This window comes from Oceanisphaera arctica (assembly GCF_002936955.1).
GTDB classification, from domain to species: Bacteria; Pseudomonadota; Gammaproteobacteria; order Enterobacterales; family Aeromonadaceae; genus Oceanimonas; species Oceanimonas arctica.
Genome location: NZ_MPZM01000001.1, coordinates 59,316 through 80,331, shown reverse-complemented (window position 1 = coordinate 80,331; position 21,016 = coordinate 59,316). Strand labels below are relative to the sequence as shown.

At 57.6% G+C, this 21,016-nt stretch carries 22 protein-coding genes; 13 read left to right on the top strand and 9 right to left on the bottom strand.

The features are described from left to right. Positions 1-6: 6 nt before the first annotated feature. The gene (locus tag UN63_RS00420; RefSeq protein ID WP_104484822.1) at positions 7-1,896 is read right to left on the bottom strand and encodes an SLC13 family permease; all 1,890 of its coding nucleotides are present in this window, start codon (positions 1,894-1,896) and stop codon (positions 7-9) included. Between the two features lie 273 nt (positions 1,897-2,169). Here UN63_RS00420 and UN63_RS00415 point away from each other — a divergent pair, with 273 nt between their 5' ends. Further along, on the top strand, positions 2,170-2,997 hold the full coding sequence (locus UN63_RS00415; protein WP_104484821.1) for a CvfB family protein: 828 nt from the start codon (positions 2,170-2,172) through the stop codon (positions 2,995-2,997). 452 nt (positions 2,998-3,449) lie between these two features. On the opposite strand, the gene UN63_RS00410 is transcribed toward UN63_RS00415, so the two are convergent. From UN63_RS00410 to UN63_RS00400, 3 genes are all read right to left on the bottom strand, one after another. Beyond that, positions 3,450-3,890: a flavodoxin gene (locus tag UN63_RS00410; protein WP_104484820.1), complete on the bottom strand. Its 441-nt coding sequence runs from the start codon at positions 3,888-3,890 to the stop codon at positions 3,450-3,452. A gap of 82 nt (positions 3,891-3,972) precedes the next feature. Further along, on the bottom strand, positions 3,973-4,704 hold the full coding sequence (gene truC / locus UN63_RS00405; protein ID WP_104484819.1) for a tRNA pseudouridine(65) synthase TruC: 732 nt from the start codon (positions 4,702-4,704) through the stop codon (positions 3,973-3,975). After that, positions 4,701-5,036 (bottom strand): YqcC family protein, encoded by a 336-nt coding sequence (locus UN63_RS00400; RefSeq protein WP_104484818.1) that lies wholly within the window; start codon positions 5,034-5,036, stop codon positions 4,701-4,703. Before UN63_RS00400 ends, truC begins: the two co-directional genes overlap by 4 nt. A gap of 86 nt (positions 5,037-5,122) precedes the next feature. Here UN63_RS00400 and UN63_RS00395 point away from each other — a divergent pair, with 86 nt between their 5' ends. From UN63_RS00395 to UN63_RS00375, 5 genes are all read left to right on the top strand, one after another. Then, positions 5,123-6,190, top strand: coding sequence for a DUF3549 family protein (locus UN63_RS00395; RefSeq protein WP_104484817.1), 1,068 nt, complete (start codon positions 5,123-5,125; stop codon positions 6,188-6,190). Continuing rightward, on the top strand, positions 6,183-6,485 hold the full coding sequence (locus UN63_RS00390; protein WP_104484816.1) for a DUF3301 domain-containing protein: 303 nt from the start codon (positions 6,183-6,185) through the stop codon (positions 6,483-6,485). The genes UN63_RS00395 and UN63_RS00390 overlap by 8 nt, the downstream gene beginning before the upstream one ends. Positions 6,486-6,596: 111 nt before the next feature. Continuing rightward, complete coding sequence (locus tag UN63_RS00385; RefSeq protein WP_104484815.1) at positions 6,597-6,824, top strand: DUF2789 domain-containing protein; 228 nt, start codon at positions 6,597-6,599, stop codon at positions 6,822-6,824. A gap of 16 nt (positions 6,825-6,840) precedes the next feature. Then, positions 6,841-7,143 (top strand): hypothetical protein, encoded by a 303-nt coding sequence (locus UN63_RS00380; protein ID WP_104484814.1) that lies wholly within the window; start codon positions 6,841-6,843, stop codon positions 7,141-7,143. Beyond that, entirely contained in the window at positions 7,143-7,916 is a 774-nt protein-coding gene (locus tag UN63_RS00375; RefSeq protein WP_104484813.1) for a Zn-ribbon-containing protein, read from the top strand. Before UN63_RS00380 ends, UN63_RS00375 begins: the two co-directional genes overlap by 1 nt. Positions 7,917-7,982: 66 nt before the next feature. Here the strand turns inward: UN63_RS00375 and UN63_RS00370 are convergent, their stop codons facing one another. Continuing rightward, positions 7,983-8,516: a SecY-interacting protein Syd gene (locus UN63_RS00370; RefSeq protein WP_104484812.1), complete on the bottom strand. Its 534-nt coding sequence runs from the start codon at positions 8,514-8,516 to the stop codon at positions 7,983-7,985. Positions 8,517-8,570: 54 nt separating this feature from the next. On the opposite strand from UN63_RS00370, the gene queF reads away from it, so the two are divergent. The 7 genes from queF to UN63_RS00335 all read left to right on the top strand — a co-directional run bounded on the left by queF (position 8,571) and on the right by UN63_RS00335 (position 17,412). After that, positions 8,571-9,422, top strand: a complete 852-nt coding sequence (queF, locus tag UN63_RS00365; protein WP_104484811.1) for an NADPH-dependent 7-cyano-7-deazaguanine reductase QueF — start codon at positions 8,571-8,573, stop codon at positions 9,420-9,422. Positions 9,423-9,532: 110 nt separating this feature from the next. After that, positions 9,533-11,785, top strand: a complete 2,253-nt coding sequence (locus UN63_RS00360) for a tetratricopeptide repeat protein (protein ID WP_104484810.1) — start codon at positions 9,533-9,535, stop codon at positions 11,783-11,785. Positions 11,786-11,823: 38 nt separating this feature from the next. Further along, the gene (locus tag UN63_RS00355; protein ID WP_104484809.1) at positions 11,824-13,344 is read left to right on the top strand and encodes a GGDEF domain-containing protein; all 1,521 of its coding nucleotides are present in this window, start codon (positions 11,824-11,826) and stop codon (positions 13,342-13,344) included. Between the two features lie 27 nt (positions 13,345-13,371). After that, the gene (gene ppnN, locus UN63_RS00350) at positions 13,372-14,727 is read left to right on the top strand and encodes a nucleotide 5'-monophosphate nucleosidase PpnN (RefSeq protein ID WP_104484808.1); all 1,356 of its coding nucleotides are present in this window, start codon (positions 13,372-13,374) and stop codon (positions 14,725-14,727) included. A gap of 210 nt (positions 14,728-14,937) precedes the next feature. After that, a complete protein-coding gene (gene xni, locus UN63_RS00345; protein ID WP_104484807.1) occupies positions 14,938-15,720 on the top strand; it encodes a flap endonuclease Xni in 783 nt (260 codons plus the stop codon). 79 nt (positions 15,721-15,799) lie between these two features. Then, entirely contained in the window at positions 15,800-16,807 is a 1,008-nt protein-coding gene (locus tag UN63_RS00340) for an isocitrate dehydrogenase (protein WP_104484806.1), read from the top strand. Positions 16,808-16,953: 146 nt separating this feature from the next. After that, positions 16,954-17,412 carry a hypothetical protein gene (locus UN63_RS00335; RefSeq protein WP_104484805.1) on the top strand — a complete coding sequence of 153 codons (459 nt, stop codon included), beginning with the start codon at positions 16,954-16,956 and terminating at the stop codon, positions 17,410-17,412. 444 nt (positions 17,413-17,856) lie between these two features. Here UN63_RS00335 and rlmM read toward each other — a convergent pair whose 3' ends face one another. From rlmM to UN63_RS00315, 4 genes are read right to left on the bottom strand one after another with little or no spacing between them, the layout of a single operon-like run. Then, positions 17,857-18,948, bottom strand: coding sequence for a 23S rRNA (cytidine(2498)-2'-O)-methyltransferase RlmM (gene rlmM / locus UN63_RS00330; RefSeq protein ID WP_104484804.1), 1,092 nt, complete (start codon positions 18,946-18,948; stop codon positions 17,857-17,859). Next, positions 18,948-19,331 carry a DUF423 domain-containing protein gene (locus UN63_RS00325; protein ID WP_104484803.1) on the bottom strand — a complete coding sequence of 128 codons (384 nt, stop codon included), beginning with the start codon at positions 19,329-19,331 and terminating at the stop codon, positions 18,948-18,950. The genes rlmM and UN63_RS00325 overlap by 1 nt, the downstream gene beginning before the upstream one ends. After that, complete coding sequence (locus tag UN63_RS00320) at positions 19,321-19,935, bottom strand: alpha/beta fold hydrolase (protein WP_104484802.1); 615 nt, start codon at positions 19,933-19,935, stop codon at positions 19,321-19,323. Before UN63_RS00320 ends, UN63_RS00325 begins: the two co-directional genes overlap by 11 nt. Beyond that, positions 19,932-20,843, bottom strand: coding sequence for a transcriptional regulator GcvA (locus UN63_RS00315; protein WP_104484801.1), 912 nt, complete (start codon positions 20,841-20,843; stop codon positions 19,932-19,934). Before UN63_RS00315 ends, UN63_RS00320 begins: the two co-directional genes overlap by 4 nt. Between the last annotated feature and the right edge of the window lie 173 nt (positions 20,844-21,016).

Sequence of the window (21,016 nt, the reverse complement as noted above, 5' to 3'; positions counted from 1 at the left end):
TCCCGTTTACAACGGCCATACCCACAGTAACATGGGGATACTAATCACTACCACCAACAGCTCCAATGGCAGCCCCAGACGCCAGTAGTCGCCGAAACGAAAGCCCCCCGGCCCCAGGATCAGTGTGTTGTTCTGATGCCCAATCGGCGTCAGAAAGGCGCAGGAACCACCAATAGCCACCGCCATCAGGAAGGGATCCATGCTCACTCCCAGCTGAGCTGCGGTACCGATGGCGATAGGGCACATGACCGCCGCCGTCGCCGCGTTATTCATCAAATCCGACAGAGTCATGGTCACCACCAGGATCAACACCAGAGCGACAATGGCATGCCCCTGGGCCACTCCGTTCAACAACAGATTGGCGATCAGCTTGGCAGTACCGGTGGACTCCATCGCCTCAGCTACCGGGATCAGGGCGCCCAGTAGCACCACCACTGGCCAGTCAACGGCGGTATAAACCGAGCGGGGCGGCACGGTGCGCAGCACCATGGACGCTAGCACACCGGCGGCAAACGCCACTGCAGCCGGCAGCAGTCCGAAGGCGGCGGCGGCGACCGAGGCCGCCATGATGCCGGTGGCCATCAGCGCCTTGCGTTTATCGGGAATACGCAAGTCACGCTCGGCCAGGGGCACGCAGCCGGTGTTGGAGGCAAACTCGGCGATCGCCTCGGGCCCACCCTGCATCATCAGCAAGTCGCCGGCTCTGAAGGCCTGGGCCCGCAGTCGCTTGACCGAACGCTGTCCCTGGCGTGATACCGCCAGCAGGTTGACGCCGTAGCGGGTGCGCAGCTGAATGCCTCTTGCCGTGCGCCCCAGCAGCTCGGAGCTCGGCAGTATCACCAGCTCCATCAGCACCACTTCATCTGATGCATCTGATCCGCTTCCCTCGGCGTTGTCTTGTGCATCGGCCTTGGCAGCAACAGGGGTGACCGGGGCCTCGTTGCTGCCGTTTTCTTTGGTTTTCTCTTTTTCTTTCTCTTTTTCTTTCTCTTTTTCTTCTCGGGTCGCCTTGGCTTCTTCCAGTTTAAGACCCAGGCTGGAGAGGGCATGAGACAGGGTTTCCGCTTCCGCCTCCAGCATTAGAATATCGCCGGCCCGGGCCCGCCGGCGCGGACTGGGCGGCGCCATCCGCACTTCGTTGCGTACCAGTCCCAGCACCTGAGCATCCGCCTCCACCAATGCCTGCTCTATTTCTCTCAGGGTCATGCCTTCGGCCTTGCAGCCGTCCGGCACGCGCGCCTCTGTGATATAGGCGCCGGAATCGAAGCCCTCGACTCCAGACTGCTTACGTTCCGGCACGATACGCCAACCGATCAGGGCCACAAAACCCACCCCCAGCGCCGCCACCGCCAGACCGACCGGGGTGTAATCGAACATGCCGAACACGCCCTCACCGCTGGCCTGACGAAAGCCGGAGACAATCAGGTTGGGCGGTGTACCAATCAGGGTGGTCATGCCGCCCAGTATGGTACCGAAGGCCAACGGCATCAGTACCTTGCCGGGCGGCAATTGCTGGCGTCGGGCCATCTGAATTGCCACTGGCATCAGCAGCGCCAGGGCGCCGACGTTATTCATGAAGGCCGACAGTATGGCACCAAGCCCGGTGAGGGCGGCAATGGACAGAGTAGGTCCGGCCTGGGATGGCAGCAGCAGCCGGGTCAGCACGTCGACGGCGCCGGAGCTCTGCAAACCTTTGCTCAGCACCAGCACGCAGGCCACTGTGATCACCGCCGGATGACTCAGCCCGTCGAAGGCGGCGTCGGCGGGCACCAGGCCGGTCAGAACACAGGCTAGCAGAGCGCCCGCCGCCACCATATCGTGACGCCAGCGGCCCCACAGAAACATCAGTACGGTGGCAATCAGAATAGCAACGATGGTGATCTGTGATGGCGTCATACTATTTTCGGCTCCTGATCATAGCGGGAGTAGCTATCTGGAAGTGTGTACTGTAGCCCTGTCAGAATCACGCATTATCTTTATCCATCAACGCGGCCGCTCAGCCTCAGGAGTGTAGCAGTATTTTTATTGGCCTCGGCAACAAATAATTTATAATTGATTGAATTTAAAGGTTTAACCTCTAATCCAGGCGCCGAATACCGTGGTTAACAACGGTGGTCTTTATCGCCCGGTCAGGCTAAGATCGGTTTTTTTGCGAATACGGTAATTCTCATGATCAAGCTTGGCGATAATAACACCCTGCCCCTGTTGCGACTGGACGATAAAGGCGGCTGGCTGGATGCCGGAGAATACGGCGAGGCCTTCATGCCCCGTCGCCAGTTACCTGCCGGTTGTCAGCCCGGTGATGAGATAACGGTATTTATCTATCTGGACTCGGATCAGGAGCCAGTGATCACCACCGACACACCCAAGGCACGGGTCGGCCAGTTTGCCTCGCTGAAAGTCGTCACCATTAACCGCCTGGGTGCCTTTCTCGACTGGGGCATGAAAAAAGACATCTTCGTTCCTCAGCGTAGTCAGTCTCAGCCCATGCAGGAAGGCAGAAACTATGTCGTCTACCTGTATCTGGACCATGAGGGCCGCATGGTGGCCAGCAGCAAGCTGGACAGTTTCCTCAGCCGGGAACTGCCACCCTACCGCCCCGATCAGGAAGTGGACCTGCTCATTGCCGAGCATACTCCGCTTGGTTTCAAGGCCGTGGTCGAAAACCGTTTCTGGGGGCTGGTATTCAAGTCCGATATTGCGGGCCGGGTACCGACGGGACTGGCCACCAAGGGCTATATCAAACAGGTACGTGAAGACGGAAAAATCGATCTGACCCTGTTCAAGCCCGGTGCTGGCAAGGTGGACGATGCCGCCCAGGCGGTACTCGACAAGCTGGAGATGGCCGGTGGCTTCATGAAGGTCAACGACAAGACAGATCCCGACACCATCTTCCGCCTGTTCGGCATCAGCAAGGGTACCTTCAAGAAGGCCATCGGTGGTTTGTACAAGCAGGGCAAGATCCTGATTGAGGCAGACGGTATCCGAAAGCTGTAAACGGTAAACCTCTCCATACAAAAAAACACGGCGCCGTCTCTCTGACAGCGCCGTGTTTTTTTATCGCTTGCCGCTTATCGCTGACGGCTTTTTATACCAAACTGATTAAATAACTGATCTATTTGGTTGCTCTGTAAAGGTCGGACAAAGGGCCCGCTCCGCCGACACGCCGTGAATACCTCCATGTAGGCTCAGCCGCACCATCCTTGGTGCGGATGGTCGGCTGAGCAGATCCCTTTGTCCTCCCTGATGCCGCAGAGTCATCTGTTGGCACTGTCTACAGGCAACTCGAAGCTCAGGAAGAGGCAACAGAGACGACCTCCCACGACCGTGAAATGCCATGGATGGCATTTCCGAGCCCTCAGGGATGAGTTTATGGCGTGTCGTGGGAGGCGGCTGTGTTGCCTCTGAGTTCGGACTTTAGAAAGATCAGATTTTTATTCAGATTGGTATTAGATCTTCGCCATCCAGCCTTTGAGCCAGGCCAGTGCCGGCTCTTCCGGCTCCAGGGTTTCGGTGGCGTCCACCTGCAGCCGCTCGACCACCGCCTGAGCCTGCAGTTCTTGCAGCAGTTCGTCAAGCTGACGACCGGCACCACAGAAGTTGTCGTAACTGCTGTCGCCCAGCGCCACCAGCGCATAACGCAACTGCGGCATGGGTGGACAGCTTTCACGCATTTCTTCAAACAGCGGCAACAGATTGGGCGGCAAGTCGCCCTGACCCGTGGTCGAGGTGACGAACAACCAGAAATGCCCGGTATCCAGATCCGCCAGCACGGCGTCTTCATGCAACTGCACCTGATGCCCCGCGTCGGTCAACGTCTGCTCCAGAGTCTCGGCCACCAGCACCGCCGAGCCATACACACTGCCGATAATGATATCTACTGCCGCCATTTTCACTCCTGTTCATGCATCGATTGCGAAGAGATCATACACCTAAGCTACTGAAAACTGATGATAACCCGAGTTGTTCCCGTTAATCGAGTGCCGTTTGCCAGTCAAATTCATCCGCCAGCCGCTGCCAGTGCGCATCCAGCCCGGCTTCCAGCTGCAGGGGCGCGCCGCTGACCGGATGGGTCAGCACCAGCCGGTTGGCGTGCAGCATCATGCGCTCACAGCCGTATTGCTGGCGAAAGAAGCGATTATGACGACCGTCTCCGTGACTGGTATCGCCGACGATGGGATGAAACAGGTGCGCCATGTGCCGCCTCAGCTGGTGCTTGCGCCCCGTTTCCGGTTTAAGCCGCACCAGGCTGTAGCGGCTGGTGTCGTGTTTCTTCGACACCGCAAAGGGCAGCTCAATCTGCGCCAGCGCCTGCCAGTGCGTTACCGCCGGCTGCGGGGGCTTGTCGGTATCGGCAAACTTGTCGGCGATATCGTCCAGCTGGTGGCTCAGGGCATAATCGAGTGTGCCCTGCTCCGGCATGTAACCGCGCACCACCGCCAGATAATGCTTGTCGACCCGGCGTTCACCGAAGGCCTCTGTCAGGGTGCGGGCCACCTCTGCGCTCTTGGCAAACAGCAAGACGCCCGACGTCGGTCGGTCGAGCCGGTGCACCGGAAACACATGGCAACCCACGGCGTCCCGGGTCAGCTGCATGGCAAAACGGGTTTCGCCCTTGTCCAGCCAACTGCGGTGCACCAGCAAACCGGCATCCTTGTTGATGGCCACCAGCGACTCGTCTTCATAGATAAGTTCGACACTCATGCTTCGCGCCGCACCGGCTGGCCGGACAGGGCTTCATCCAGACGGGCGATGGCCTCCACCAGCGCGCCCGTGTCTTCGGGCAGCGACTTGAAGGTTTCGGTCGCCATCGGATAGAGGGAAATCCGGTTCGGCAGCGGCGCGCCGGCGTCAATCATCGCCTGCATCCGCGGCAGCAACACAAATTGCAGCCACTGGGCAAAACTCAGGGTATCCAGACAAAACGGCTCGGTACTGGCCAGCGCCCGGGCGGATGGGGGCGCACTTTCCCACCAGGACAGGGCTTTCAGTTCCCGTTCAATGGCATACAACAACTTTTGGGGTTCGGCAGGCATGGATAACATCCTCTTAAACAGCGCGCTACTATACCATCTTGGTCTGCGACTCCCTATAATTCGCCCCGGTTCGACAGGAGAAGCCGATGCAAATAGATACCTTGAGTGAATTTTTAACCCAGGCAGGCACCGAGTTTCGCCTTTACGATCTGGGCCGCCGCCTGCAACCCCTTGACCGGGACGACTTTGCCGCCATCGAAGCGGGCCAACGGCCCTACCCCTGGCCATTGCAGCGCCATGCCTGGCTGGCGGTCTGCTACTGGCAACGCCAGAGCCAGCCCCAGCCCTATGTCTGGTTTCTCAAGCTGCCGCTGGACGAACGAGGCCTGTTCAACAATGCCGCGGTCAAACACTTCCTCGCGGCACTGGTCGAGCAACTGGGTCAGGATCCGAGCGCACCGCTCAGCGACGAGCAACAAGAACGACTGGCCCAGACGCCCTTTACCTTTCAGCCAGCTCAGGACAAGCTGGCCGCCTTTCATGCCCGGTTACATCTGGAGCTGGAACTGCCGCCGTCCGCCTTCTATCAGGGTGTGCTCGACTACCTGGCCGCGCCCGATCAGCACGACTGGCAACAACTGGGCCTGCAGGGGCTGGCCGATGTGGCGGCACGCCTGAATAAGGACACCCCGTTAAGCGAGCAACTGGCATCCCGGCTGTTCAACCTGCCACAACCGGTGCAGCTGGCGCTGCTGAACCAGTGTGAGCATCATCCCCAGTCCACCGCCCTGACCGACCGCCTGCTTGACGGCATCAGCACCGAGCTGGAACACCAGAGTGCGGATCAGGAGCGCATCGCCCTGTTGCTGCGGGCCACCGCCGGCTGTGCGCCTTTTGAAGCGCGCCGCCAGAAAATCGCCACCCTGCTCACCCTGACACCGAGCCAACCGCTGATGCTGAGCCTGGCGGCGCGGCTGTGGCAGGAGCTGACCGACGAAACCCTGCTGCTGAACTATCTGGAGCAGCTGGCCGAACACCACGGCGAACTGTTCAACGGCCTGTTCGCCGAGCTGGTCTCGATCCCGGCCTTGCGCCCGCTAATCCTGACCAACCTGCATAATCCGGCGCTGTCTGTGCCGCTGAAAAACGCCATCGGCACCTTGTTTTCGGATTCAGCATCTTCCAGTTCACCACTGGCGAGCGATCGTGACTGAGCTGTTGGGGCTACTGGCCATCTGCCTGCTGGGGGCCGGATACTGGCATGTTCGTCGTCAGAGCGAGTTCGCCCGCCACTGGCTGGAGCGGTACTGTCGTCGGCAGCAGTTTCAGCTGCTGAGCGTCTATCGCTACCGTTATGTCTGGAAAAAAGGCCGGCTGCTGGCACAGTTTCGGTTCGAGTTCAGCCACGATGGCCTGCAGCACAACGAAGGTGATCTCTGGCTGCATGGCCTGAAGGTGCTGGATGTGTCGGTACCGGTGTTGCGCGAGCCCCCGTCACCTATGCTGTAATGCATGGGCGGTCGTTTCTTGTTGACTGCAAGAGTTACCCGCAGGCCACCACCCATGTAGTCTGTAAACAGCAGGTCTATAAACACCAAGTCAGTAAAAAAGGAGACGATAATGGAACATATCACTCACCCTTTCAGCGAACTGTTCGAACAACTGGGGTTGGACGCCAGCCATGAAGGCATAGATCATTTTCTCTCTTCTCATCGCCTGCCGCCCGAGGTAGAGCTGGTGGAGGCTCCCTTCTGGAGCAAATCCCAGGCCGGCTTTTTGAAAGAAGGTCTGCAAGACGACTCGGACTGGGCCGAAATCATCGATCAGCTGAACGTCAGCCTGAGATAACGCAACCGGAGCCATCATGCCCCAACAGGATATTATCAACGCCATTCACAGCCTGGTGCGAGAAGGCAAGGCCATCACCACCGCCGCCGTCAAGGCACGGGTCAGCGGCTCGGTCAACATGGCTCAGCTGCTGCAGCTGGTCAGCCGCTACAAATCCTCGCCCGGGCAATTGCCTGCGGCGACGGTAACGGCCGCCGCAACCGAACAGAACGCGGCACCGGATTTCGTGCAGCGCATCGCCGAGTTAGAGGCCCGAGTCGCCCGGCTGGAACAACTCTTGTCGCAGTCACCTGTCCAGCAAGCGGAGCAACTGGGCTGATGTGGGTTTGTGAGCTGAACTTCGATTGTTATCAGGACATAGAGCTGGCGGACGCCGAGCCGGCCATTCGCCAGTTTATCGATGCCCTGCGCTATAACGGCCAGATCCTGGGCCGGGAGTTTCCCACTTCAATGCATCAGGGCTGGCTAAGCGCCCGGGTGGTCTGTCCGGAAAAAGACAGCCTGCACCCGCGCTATCACAGCCGTCAGGTGGAGCTTGCCATAGAGCAGTTGCATCGGGCGGGGCTAACCAGCCCCAAGGTACAATTCAGGGGGCAGGATCTCAATTCTGATACCACGGATCATTGCGACCAGCGCCGCTGGCAGCTGCTGTATACCACCTACCTGCACAGTTGCTCGCCGCTACGCTGTGGCGACCATTTCACCCCGGTGCCGCTGTATCGGATACCGCCGGTGGCCAATGGCGACAGCAAGCAGATACTCAAGTGGCAGGAAGACTGGGAGGCCTGTGATCAGCTGCAGATGAACGGCTCCATTCTGGAGCACGGGGCCGTGACCGAGCTGAGCGAGCCAGACAGTCGCCTGAGCCGTCGCGGTCGGGATCTGGCCAAGCGTATCGAATATCTGACCGAGGTGCCGACCTTCTACTACCTGTATCGGGTGGGTGGCGACAGCCTGGAGGCAGAGCTCAACCGCACGTGTCCGGGCTGTGGCGAAGACTGGCGGCTGGCCGAGCCTGTACACGAGATTTTCGACTTCGTCTGCGAACCCTGCCGGCTGGTGTCCAACCTGTCCTGGGATTTCAAGAATTAATACCGTGTGAGGTGTGAGGCTCCTAACACTTCACTCCTCACTTGCCCTTGTTTCAGCCGCACGGTTTCAGCCGCACGGCTCCATCCGGCGCAGAAAGTGGGCCAGGTTTGGCGCCAGCACACCGATGCGGCCCTTGCCCAGGCGTTCCAGCAATACTTCGCCACTGGCGTTATCCAGGGTCACCAGCCGCTGCTCGTCGCGGCAACTGGCCAGAAACCAGCTGGCCGGCAACTTCAGCTTCTGCAACATCAGCTGATGGCCTATCTGGTTTTGCTGCAGCCGCTCGAAGTCCTGCTCATTCCAGGGTTGCAGCAGGGTCAGAAACAGCCCCTTGAAGCAGCCCGGCACATTGCCCGCATAATAATGACCGAAGAACGCGCCGAGATCCGGGTGTACCGGCATCGCCAGGGCGGTGGCTATATTGTCGAAACTGCCGGGCTCGGGCCGCTGCCAGGGCTGCCAGCCAACCCGGCCGGCCTGTGCCGGTAATTGCTCGGCCGGAGAAGCAAAATCGGCGTCGTGATCCACCAGCGGTATCCCCCCCAGCCGCCGCTGGCGTTCAAACAGCACAGCCAGCGCCATCACCACTTGATCTTGCATATTAAAGTCTCACAATAGGCTCAGTGACTCGCATTCTACCAACTGGATCCCGAAATGACACCAGAGCAGAAATACCAGGCTAGCAAGGCGCTGGATGACCTCCCCCTGGGCAAGCAAAGCAGCTACGTCTGTGAATACGATGCCGGCCAACTTCAGCCCGTGCCCCGCAGCCTGAACCGGGACGAGCTTGGGCTCAGCGCCGATGCCCTGCCCTTCGCCGGTGAAGACCTGTGGAATCTCTATGAGCTGTCCTGGCTGAACCGCAAGGGTAAACCCATGGTCGCCATGGGTGAGGTACGTGTGGCTGCCACCAGTGTCAACCTGATCGAGTCCAAGTCATTCAAGCTGTATCTGAACAGTTTCAATCAAAGCCACTTCGACAGCCTGGAAGAAGTAGAAGATATTCTGACCCGGGATCTGACCCTCTGTGCCCAAGGGCCGGTCAAGGTCAAGCTGTACGAACTGCAGGCAGCTCCGACCCAGTTTGGCATGCTGCCCGGTGATTGCATCGATGGACTCGATATAGAGATCCGGCATTACCAGCCCCAGGCCAATCTGCTCAATAACGCCACCGACCCCGAAGAAGTGAACGAGACCCTGCACTCCAATCTGCTCAAGTCCAACTGTCTGGTCACCGGCCAACCGGACTGGGGCAGCCTGATGATCCGCTATCAGGGTCCGCGTATCCGCCGCGAGGCACTGCTGCGCTACCTGGTGTCTTTTCGCCAGCACAACGAATTTCATGAACAGTGTGTAGAGCGGATCTTCATGGATTTGATGCAGCACTGCCACCCGAAAGAGCTGACCGTCTATGCCCGTTACACTCGTCGTGGCGGCCTGGATATCAACCCCTATCGCAGTAATGTGGCCGGCAAGGCCGCCAACGTCCGCCTGCAGCGTCAGTAACAAGCGAGTCCAGACTATCAATAGGGCCGGATCGCGTCAGAAGCTGGACTCCCTTCGGCCCGCTACGTAAACTGACGCCTCATCCGCATATTATATCGGTATTCATTATTGTGATTTTGTCTGCTGCCGTTCTGGTCTCGCATCTGGCGGGCGCTCCCGCGCTGTCGCCGTACCAACCCGAACCCGTTGAATTGCAACGGGCGCGGCAGCTGATGCTGAGCCGACCTAGCGAGTGTGTCGCCCTGACCAACTTTTTTCTGCAACGCAAAGAAGTCGACCCGGCGAAGATGGTCAACTCGCGTCAGGACTTCGATCACCAGGAACTGGCCAAACGCTATCGCACCCGGGAGCAGAGTCAGGCCGCCTGGCAAATTCAGGCCCTGTGTCAGGCCAATGAAGGGCTGTCGCTACCGGCCGATACCAGCATCAATCAGGCCATCAAGCTCGCCAAACGCTATCGTCAGCCCGACGCCGAGGCGGCCAGCCTTATCATCAAAGCCAAACTGGTGCTGGCACAGCAAGATACCGAGCAGGCCAACAGCCTGCTCGAAGAAGCCGGCCTCCTGCTGACGGTCAATGCCCCACCCTCACTGAAGGCGGCCTTACCTCTGTTTCAGGCCAGCGTGCTCTTGTATCAACATCGCTTCGATGAAGCCCGGCTGGCGTTCGAGCAAATCCGGGTTCAGGCCCAGCAACAAGGAGAATACATTCAGCAGGCCTGGGCCAACTATCTGCTGGGGGAATATTACCTCTTGCTGCAACAGGATGAGCTGGCCCTGTCACACTATGTGGAAACCCTGAACCTGCTGGGCAAACGTCGTCAGTACTATCTCAAGGCCATGGCCGCCGATAAGGCGGCCACCTTGCATGCCTCACTGGGCAAGGGCGAACAGGCGATGCATTACGCCAATCAGGCCACTACCGAATTCGAATTGCTGGGTAACCCGACCCTGCTGATAAGCTCGCTGCTTAACCTGGGTCGGGTCACCCGAGCCGGTAACGACGCCAGTCTGGCGCTGGTCTATTTTTTCAATGCGCTCGATCTGGTCAAAATTCAGGGCGATGCCAACCTGATGGCCCGGCTTTATCTGGAGATCGGCCATTCCTACCGGCTGCTGAAGACCTATGCCGAAGCACGCCACTATCTGACCCTGGCCCGGGCCAGCTTCAAGCGCAATCAGGATATTCCCCACCAGGTAGACACGCTGCTGCAACTGGGTCAACTGCACTTGGAACAGCAGGAACACGGCCTGGCCCTGATCCAGCTCGACCAGGCCCGGAAACTGGCCGAACTACAGGATGATGTGCCCCGCCTGATTGAAAGCCACCGACTGCTGGCGCTGTTGTTTGAAACCAGCGGGAGTCCGACCCAGGCGCTGGTGCATCACAAGGCCTTTCATGCCTATTACGAGAGAGCCAGCCAGCTTAACCGGCTGCTGACCCAGAGTCTGGTACAAGAAAGCGATCAACAGCTGCAGCAAGAACGAGAGCTGAGCGGACTACGCCGGCAGAATGAACAACTGCAGCAGGACAAACAGCGCTTTACCCTGCTCGCCTTCAGCCTGGGGCTGATTGCACCGCTGCTGCTTTACGGCTGGTTGCGTAATCATATTCGCAGCCGCCGCCTGCTGCAGAGTAATACCGAATTACAGCAGTCGTTGTTGCTCGAACCCAGAACCGGTTTACCCAACTGGCGCCAGCTGATGCTGCGTTTACCGCAGGAAATGGCCAAGCGCCAGCAGCGCTCCGAACAGTGGTATCTCAACGAAGCACAGGCTGAGCCATTCAACGATAAAATCTATTATTTGCTGCTGCACGTGCCCTTTATGGTCGACCTGAGCGAGCGGATAGGTCTGGCCCATGCGGCCACCCTGCAGAAAGAGCTGGGCGAGTACCTGCAAGGTCGCATTCACCCCAAGGCGCGACTTTATGACTTGCGCGAGGGGCAGTTCATTTACGTCATCTCGCAACGTCAGGTCAACTCACTGCAACAGACGGTCGCCAGCCTCGAGCGCATGTTTGCCGAGTTCCCCAGCCACTTTCACCTGGATCGCCGCCTGGCCATCGGCATTATCGGGCATCCGTTCCTGCCCAAGGCTCCCCATACTCTGGATGATATGCGCCTGGGAAATATTCTGTATCTGGCCATGGCCGCCGCCCACCAGCTGGTAGAACAAACCGGAGAAAGTGCCTGGGTGAAACTGCTGGCGGTCGACTGTCAGCAAGCCGCTTTTTTTAATGGCGATATTCGCCACTGTTGTATTCAGGCTATTCTGAAAGGACTGGTCAAGGTCAATAGTTCACATAAAAAACAACAGATTGACTGGAGTGCCTTGGCCTCTGAGCCGGCAATCTCGATATAATTTTACAGGCCCCCTGCGCTAGGGTGTTATGGTGAACCATGGACAATATCGACGATAATCTGATGTTAAAGGAACTGACATCCGTTATTGACAGGCTGGAAGACATTCTGAGCAGCCTGCAACAACAAGAGCAACAGTCGCCAACCAGCGCCTCCTGTGACACAGACTCAGAACCGACCGGTCGTTTCATCAGCCACTGGCAGAAACTGCTTGTCGAACAACCCGACTCAACTTCATTCGAGCCGGCGATGCCCGTTACGGCTCGGCTTTCGATCGAACTGGAGCAACAGCTTGCCCGCCTGCGGCAGGGGTGTATCCGGCTGTATTGTGCGCAACAACTGACCGGAAAGAAGCTGCAACAGGCGGTTACACTGCTACAACAATCCGCATTCCGCCCCTCTCAGACCGATACCCTGCTGGCAGAGCTGGAACCTAACAATGAGGGCCACGATAAAAAGATGTGGCTGTTGCTGGACTACTACCAGAGCGCCCTGAGCCTCTGCACCGAACAGCACAACCAACACCAGGCCCACTATCACGAATTATGTTCCCGGCTACAACAGCTGATCGAGGAGTTCAACTTCTCCGGAGAGGTGGCTACCGATCTGGTCAAGATACGGCGTCAGCTGTCACAACTGGCGGATGCCAGCCTGATGCCGGGGATCTGTCTGCGCCTGATAGAGCGCACCATCGAAGGCTGCCGGTTTGAGCGCAAAAACTCCACCCTGTTTCTGAGCAAACTCCACGGCAACCTGGGAGAGATGCAACATCACTTCGCTATCTCCCTGAGTGAAGGTCAGGCGTTATTCGATGCCCGCACCCACCATGGCCATCATATCGCCAGCGAGCTCAGGGCCATTGGCGAGCATCTGAGCAGCCAGGACAGCGAACATCTGAAAGAAGAAATTGAACTGCGCATGCGCGGCATCAACCACATTTTGGTGCAGCATGAACGACTGCAGGACCGAGAACAGTCATTGCTCAAACGAATGGGTGAGATGGACCAACAGATACAGTCACTCAAAAGCGACACTGAGCATTTCAAACAACAACTCAATGCGCAGAATGACAAACTGTTTATCGACAGCCTGACCCAGATCCATAATCGAGCCGGCATGGATGAACGGCTGGAAGTAGAATATCGCCGTTGGCTTCGTTATCAGAGTCCCTTGTGCATCGCCCTGATCGATATTGATTATTTCAAGGCAATCAACGACAAATACGGTCATCAGGCCGGAGACAAGGCATTGTGCCTGATTGCCAAAACCGTCCAGCAATCATTGCGGGACAGCGACTTCGTCGCTCGTTTCGGAGGCGAAGAGTTTATTATTCTGCTGAGCAACATCAGCCCGGAACACCTCAACACACCACTGGAAAAACTGCGCGAGCAAATCAAAAATATTCCATTTCGTTTTAAAGCAGAGCGCGTGACCATCACCGCATCCATCGGTGCCACCCTGTTTCGACAGGGCGACAGCATCACATCAGCCCTGGAGCGCGCCGATCAGGCCCTGTATCGTGCCAAGCACGCCGAGCGTGATCAGATAGTCATGGATTGACCTATAACAATATTCACGGGAGTGACTATGATCACCCATATTAATCCGGTCGGCAGCATGAACCTGCTGTCGCAAGTCGAAGTCGATAACCTCAAACAGTCTGCCTCCGGCGCCCTGTACCAGCTGTTTCGCAACTGTGCCTTGGCGGTACTGAACTCCGGTAGCAAAACCGACAGTTCCAAAGAAATTCTCGAGCGTTACAAATCCTTCGAGATCAACGTGATCCGCCGGGAGCGCGGGGTCAAGCTGGAGCTGTTCAACCCGCCGGATCATGCCTTCGTGGACGGTGAAATTATCCGCGGTATTCAGGACCATCTGTTTTCGGTGCTTCGTGACATCATCTACGTCAACAGCAAGCTGCAAAACGAAAATCAACTGAATCTGACCTCATCGCTGCACCTGACCGATCTGGTCTTCTCCATTCTGCGCAATGCCCGAGCCGTCAACCCCGGCGCCGAGCCCAACCTGGCCGTGTGCTGGGGCGGCCACTCCATCAACGCAGTGGAATATCAGTACACCCGCGAGGTCGGCAACGAGCTGGGTCTGCGCGAAATGAACATCTGCACCGGCTGTGGCCCTGGCGCCATGGAAGGACCGATGAAAGGCGCCGCCGTCGGCCACGCCAAGCAACGAGTAACCGGTAGCCGCTATATCGGCCTGACCGAGCCCTCCATCATCGCCGCCGAGCCGCCCAACCCCATCGTCAACGAGCTGGTGATACTGCCGGATATCGAGAAACGACTGGAAGCCTTCGTACGCCTGGGCCACGGTATCATCGTCTTCCCCGGCGGCGCCGGTACCGCCGAAGAAATTCTCTATATTCTCGGCATCATGATGCATCCGGAAAATCGGCATCAGCCCATTCCCATAATTCTGACCGGCCCCAAGGAAAGCGCCGACTACTTCCGCAGCGTGGACGAGTTTATCGGCAACACCCTGGGTCCCGATGCCCAGTCGCTGTACCAGATCATTATCGATGATCCGGCCGAGGTGGCGCGACGAGTCAAAAACGCCATGCCGCTGGTACGGGATTATCGCAAGTCGGTGGGTGACGCCTACTCCTTCAACTGGTCGCTGAAGATAGAGCCGGAATTTCAACTGCCCTTTACACCGGATCACGAAGGCATGGCCAACCTGAACCTGAGCAGCGATCAGCCACCTCAGCAACTGGCGGCCAACCTGCGCCGGGCCTTCTCCGGTATAGTGGCCGGTAACGTCAAGGAAGGCGGCATCAGAGCCATCGAGAAAGAAGGGCCCTTCCTGCTCAATGGCGAGCCAAAAATGATGCAAATGATGGACAAGCTGCTGCAGGAATTTGTGGAGCAGCAGCGCATGAAGCTCCCCGGTTCGGCCTATGTGCCCTGCTACCGTATCAAACGCTAGGGTCTGTTGGCCTTTCGCGATGATTTTTGCAGCAGTTTGTGGGGGCTTGATACAAGGCATCGCTTATGCCATGTAGTCACTCTACATAAATAAGCGATAACGCAGTAGCAAGACCCCACAAGCGCTGCCCTGCGGGTTCGGCTAAACGCGTTTTACTCGAACAAAATTTAACCGTGAAAGGTCAACAGACCCTAATAAGATGTACGCTGAATGCAATTACTGATCATCGATGCCCTGAACCTGATCCGCCGGCTGCACGCTGTGCAGGCCCAGCGGCATCAACATGAAGCAACGGCGCTGGCTGCCACCGGCGCCGCCCTCACTAATGCCACCAACCGCTTGCTCGCCCAGTTCAAACCCAGCCATGTGGTGGCGGTGTTCGACGGCGCGCCGGTCGGCTTTCGCCATCATCTGTATCCGGAATACAAAGCCGGGCGCAAGCCCATGCCCGAGGCTCTGGCCAATTACCTCGGTGAGCTGCAACAGCTGCTGTGGCAACAGGGTATCGACGCCTTGCTGTCCGACACCGACGAGGCGGACGACCTCATCGCTACCCTCGCCACCACCCTGGGTCGCCACGGCAAGAACAGCATCATCGTCTCTACCGATCAGGGATTTTGTCAGCTGCTGAGCCCGCATATCCGATTATGGGATCATTTCAATCAACGATGGCTTGATGACGATTTCGTGCAGCAACACTATGGGCTGAAAGTCGATCAGCTGGTCGATTACTGGGCGCTGACCGGAGTGTCAGGCAGCCAGATCAAGGGCGTACCCGGCATAGGTCCCAAGCGAGCCAAAGCGCTGTTGAAACAGAATAATACTCTGGACGAATTGCTTGCCACCGACCCTCAGGCAAAAGACGAAAATACCGTACATGCTCACCAGAACCATGCCTTGCTGTCGAGGCAGCTGGTCAAACTGGTGGATGATATAGAGCTGGGTTTCAACCTTCAGGATCTGCGTTATCCACCCTCGACTAAAGGGTCATAGGAAAATCACGGCGAAAATGCTATAAATACGGGGCAATAATACTTCCCCTCGACCTATAACTAAAAACGGAACGCTGCCCATGAACAAACGCAGTATTACCGTGATCCCGGGTGATGGTATCGGCCCAAGCATTATCGATGCCGCCCTGAAAATACTGGATCACGCTGGTTGTAACTTTCATTACGACTATGCCGACGCCGGCCTGATGGCCCTGGAAAAACACGGCGAACTTCTCCCCCAGTCCACCCTTGATCTGATAGCTCAAAACAAAATCACCCTCAAAGGTCCTCTGACTACCCCCGTCGGCGGCGGTTTCACCTCCATCAACGTCTCTCTGCGCAAACACTTCAGCCTGTACGCCAACGTGCGCCCGGTCGTGTCGTTTGAAGGCACCAAGAGCCGGTTTGAAAACATCGACATCATCACCATTCGGGAAAACACCGAAGGCATGTATTCCGGTGCCGGTCAGAAACGCTCCGACGACAATAGCAGTGCCGAGGCGATGAGCATCATCACCCGCGAAGGTGCCGAGCGTATTACCGTGTTTGCCTATGAGTTGGCCCGTAACGAAGGCCGCAAAAAAGTCACCATAGTCCACAAGGCCAACATCCTGAAGTCCACTTCAGGCCTGTTTCTGGAAGTGGCCCGGGAAGTGGCTTTACGCTATCCGGACATCGAAACCAACGAAATGATAGTGGACGCCGCCTGCATGAATCTGGTGATGTATCCCGAGCGTTTCGACGTGATCGTGACCACCAACCTGTTTGGCGACATTCTGTCGGATCTCTGTGCCGGCCTGATCGGTGGGCTGGGCATGGCTCCGGGCGCCAATATCGGTAAAGAAGCGGCTATCTTCGAGGCGGTACACGGTTCGGCGCCGGACATTGCCGGTCAGAACATCGCCAACCCCTGTTCGGTGATCCTCGCTTCCATTCAGATGCTGGAGCATCTCGGCATGCAGGACAAGGCCCGGCAGATCCGTGAAGCGGTACGCAAGACCATCGCCGAAGGCAAGACGGTTACCCGGGATCTGGGCGGTAACGCCAGCACCACCGAGTTTACCCAGGCGATCATCGCCAACCTGTAAGCGACTGACAAATCAGTTAAAGGGCCGAAAGGCCCTTTTTTAATGGGCGTTCGCCGACAAGACATCAGACCTGAACCCGGCAAAAATGTGCCCTTGATCACAAACAGCCGTCTATAGTTACTGTTACAGACGGGGGGAACAGGCTCATGGACGTTCGACCAATACAGCTGCTGGCACTCCTCTCTCTGCTATCGTTAGTCTATGCAACACCTAGCTCAGCCTACGAACAACCCGGCCCAAACTACCAGCTACCAACCGCCACTATCGAACAGCCTCTGCGCTTTACCCTGACACCCCCCAAGATACTCACAGATACCCCCAAGCCTTACGGGCTCGATATCGAGTTACATCCCACAGCGGATGGCAGTCGGCGCCTGGCCGCCTATCCCAGCCTGAAGCTGACGCCGCAAAGCTCGGTCAGCCTGTCACTGAAAAACTTCCGCCCCCGCCTGAATTTCGAACGGGGCGGTTTCAAAACCTCGCTGCGCCTGCGGGGAGACGGCATCAAGCTGAACATTCGCCCTTCCGACCCCGAAATCCGGCTGGAATTCGACATCAAGATCACCGACGACGAATCCAGACTGGATTGTAAATATCGGTTTTAAACGAAAGATGACCACAGAAAGTCGGACAAAGGGCACGACTCTGCCGACACGCCGTATGACATGACACTCGCGGTTTCAGCCTGCTGCGAATATTCACTGGATATTCGGTCAGGCGGAAACGATTCGTCACGGCGAGCAAGCTCGCCCCCTAGGGGCTCAGCCGCGCCATCCATGGCACAGATGGTCGGCTAAGAGACACCCTTTATCCTTCTCAAGGCCGCAGTCTCGTCTGATTGCATCTCCAACAGACAGCTCCGAGTCATGAAAAAGGCAACCTGCTGCTTATTTATTCAGCAAGCCCAGAACCACTACAAAGCCATTTTATCTTTCTCTTGTTCCATTTTACTTACCGCTACTTTAAGCTTGCGGTAACGAAGAAAGGGCCCTAAGGCCCTTTCTTTAATAGTTCACTATCGCGAACCCAGGTTGGCCAAACAGGCCGGTTTATTCCTTGGGTTTCAGCTTGGCGACCTTGCGCGGCTGATACACGTGTACGGTAATTTCTTCCCGGTCGTGATACAGCTGCTTGGCCTGCACCTGAAAACCGCCCAGCTCTGCCAGCTTGTCCTTGAGCTGCTGCAGATTATACACCGCCTCGCCATAGCGCTTCTTCATCGGCAATTTCAGGTTGAACATCGCTTCCTGACAGTCTTCATTCACCAGCCAGTCTGCCATGGTCGCCACCACGCGCGCCGGCTTTTCGACCATGTCGCAGACCAGCCAGTAGGTATTCTTGCGGGCCGGACGCCAGGTAAAACCGTCTTCCCGGTAATGCTTCACCTGTCCGGTGTCCATCAAGGCCTGGCTCATGGGGCCATTATCGATGGCCGTGACCATCATGCCACGGCTGACCAGCTGATGAGTCCAGCCACCGGGGGCGGCGCCCAGATCGACCGCACGCAAACCCGAAGTCAGCCGCAAATCCCACTCATGTCGGGGGACAAACACATGGAATGCCTCTTCCAGCTTCAGAGTAGAACGGCTGGGCGCATCGGCAGGGAAACGTAAACGCGGGATCCCCATGTGAAAAGGCGAGTTATTAAAGGTATAGGAATAGCCCAATATGGCGTGATTATTGGCCATAAAAAACAAGTGCAACACGGGCTTGGTGTCCGACTCGTTACGGGTTAGCAAACCTTTGCCACGTAAAGCCTGCCGCATGGGCACGGTAAACTTGCGGCAAAAACGCGACAGCTCCTTGCCGTCGTTGGTATCCGGGGTTTCTACCCGGATATCACCACACAGCTCCATGCCCTCGGCCGCAGCCAGCAAGGGGCTGATGCGATCGTCCAGCGGCAAGTCTTTTATTTCGGCACAGACAACCAGCATCTGGCGGGCAAAAATCAGCTCTCTAAACCACAACTTGCGCGCCATTAAATCGGCGTCGTCCGGCTGAAAGCATTCGTAAATAACAAAGCCGCTGTCGTCCTTGGTGCGAGCAAATCCAGGGCAGCCAAACTGCCCTGCTCTGTCCTGAATTTCCGCTGCCGCCTCTTTCTCAAACCCGGGGCGACAATATATTAATAAGTGTTTCATCAAGACCTCAACCAAGTGTGACCGGCCAGCAACAAGCTTAACCATCCAGCCATAAAACAAACTCCCCCAAGGGGAGTAATAAAGCCAATACCCTTGGTGCCAAAAAGCACCAAGGCATAAATACTGCCACTGAACAACAGGGTGCCCAGTGCAAAAAAAGCGGCCGCCACATGCAGCGCCCCGGCCGGCTTGAACCGCCAGGCCAACACCACCAGCAATAATGCCAGGGCATGATAGAACTGATATTGCACACCGGTGTTAAAGGCACTCACCAGGGGTGCAGACAAGCCACTGGCGGCCAGGCCATGAGCGCCGTAGGCACCTAGAGCCGTGGCACTCAGCCCGAACAGAGCCGCCAGATAAAACCAGAGATTAACAAGCAAGAACAAACCTCCTCATGCCGGCCACGATTGCCGCCAGATTGCGTTCCAGCGTGGTGCCCGACGACTTGCGCGGGCTGAAGCCGTGATCGCCGTCCTTCACCCATTGGGTGTTCACACCCGGTGCCAGATCATAAGCGGCCACCGCCGCCCGGTTACCGAAGTTGTCCCGCTCGCCTTGCGCCAGCAGGGTCGGCGTCGCGAGCGTGGCCAGATGCTGACCGCGAAAGCGGTCCGGCTTGCCCGGCGGCGTAAAGGGAAACCCCAGCAGGACAAGACCAGCCGGTGCCAGCTCATCGGCCACCAGGGATGCCATGCGCCCGCCCATCGACTTGCCCGCCAGAAACAATCGGGGATGGGCAAACTCGGCCGCCATCTCTCGCCAGCAGTTCAGCAGCGCCGGCTCCCGATCTGGTGGCCGTTTACGCCCGTCTGCCCGGGTTTTCTGCATAAAGGGAAACTCGAAGCGGATCACCTGAATTTGTTCATCGGCCAGCCCCAAAGCCAGGCTGTTCATCACCGAATGCTCCATGCCGGCCCCGGCACCGTGGGTCAGCAGCACCCGGTTGGGGGCATTGTCGGCTCCGTTTATCAACACATGACTCATCCGTTCAGCGCCTTTTGCTGCTCTTCTTTAATCACCAACGCCAGCATCCATTCCCGAAAGGCGGCAATCTTGCCCAGGGCCGCCTGGGATTCGTGGCACACCAGATAATAGGCATTCTTGGACATCAGCACCTGCTCGAAGGGGCATACCAGCCGGCCCGCATCAATCTCAGGCTGGGTCAGCACACTGTGCCCCAGAGCCACGCCCTGACCGTGAATCGCCGCCTGGATCACCATGGACGAATGGCTGAAGATGGGCCCCTGATTGACATTGGCCGCCTGAATGTCGAGTTGCTTGAACCAGGCTTTCCAGTCCCGCCGCGAGGTGTCGTGCAGCAGGGTATGTCGCGTCAGATCTTCGGGGGTCTTCAACGGCTTGGTGCCCATCAGCAGCATCGGAGAACACACCGGGATCAGGTATTCCGCGTGCAGCTTGTCGGCCCGCAGGCCCGGCCAGTTGTCCCGGCCATAATAAATCGCCACATCCACGTCGTCGGTGAGCGAACCTTCATCCAGATCCACCGCCTTGATGCGCACGTCTATGTCCGGATGCACCTCGCTGAAGCGCACCAACCGGGGCACCAGCCACTGAATGGCAAAGCTCGGTTGCAGGCTCACCGTCAGCGCACCCTTGGCGCTGCGCGCCAGCAGCCGCTCGGTGGCATCGGAAATACCGGAGAAAATATCCTTAATGTCCAGGAAATAGCTCTGGCCTTCTTCGCTCAACAGCAGGGAACGGTTGCGCCTGCGAAACAGCTTGATGCCCAGGTATTCCTCCAATCCCTTGATTTGATGGCTTATCGCCGCCTGGGTAACGAACAATTCTTCCGCCGCCCGGGTAAAACTCAAATTGCGGGCGGCGGCTTCAAATGCCTTGAGGGCATTGAGCGGGGGGAGTCGCCGGGACATCCATACCTCGATAAGCTTTTCTAATGGCGGGATTATAGGGGGCCGGCGAACGACAAGCCAGCGCCGCCACCATAATGCAGAACAATTATCGCCCACCCATAGCGTAGCCAGAACCAGCCGCCGAACATGCCGGTGCCGATATTCATTTTATGTCGCCGCCTCTGTTACACTGG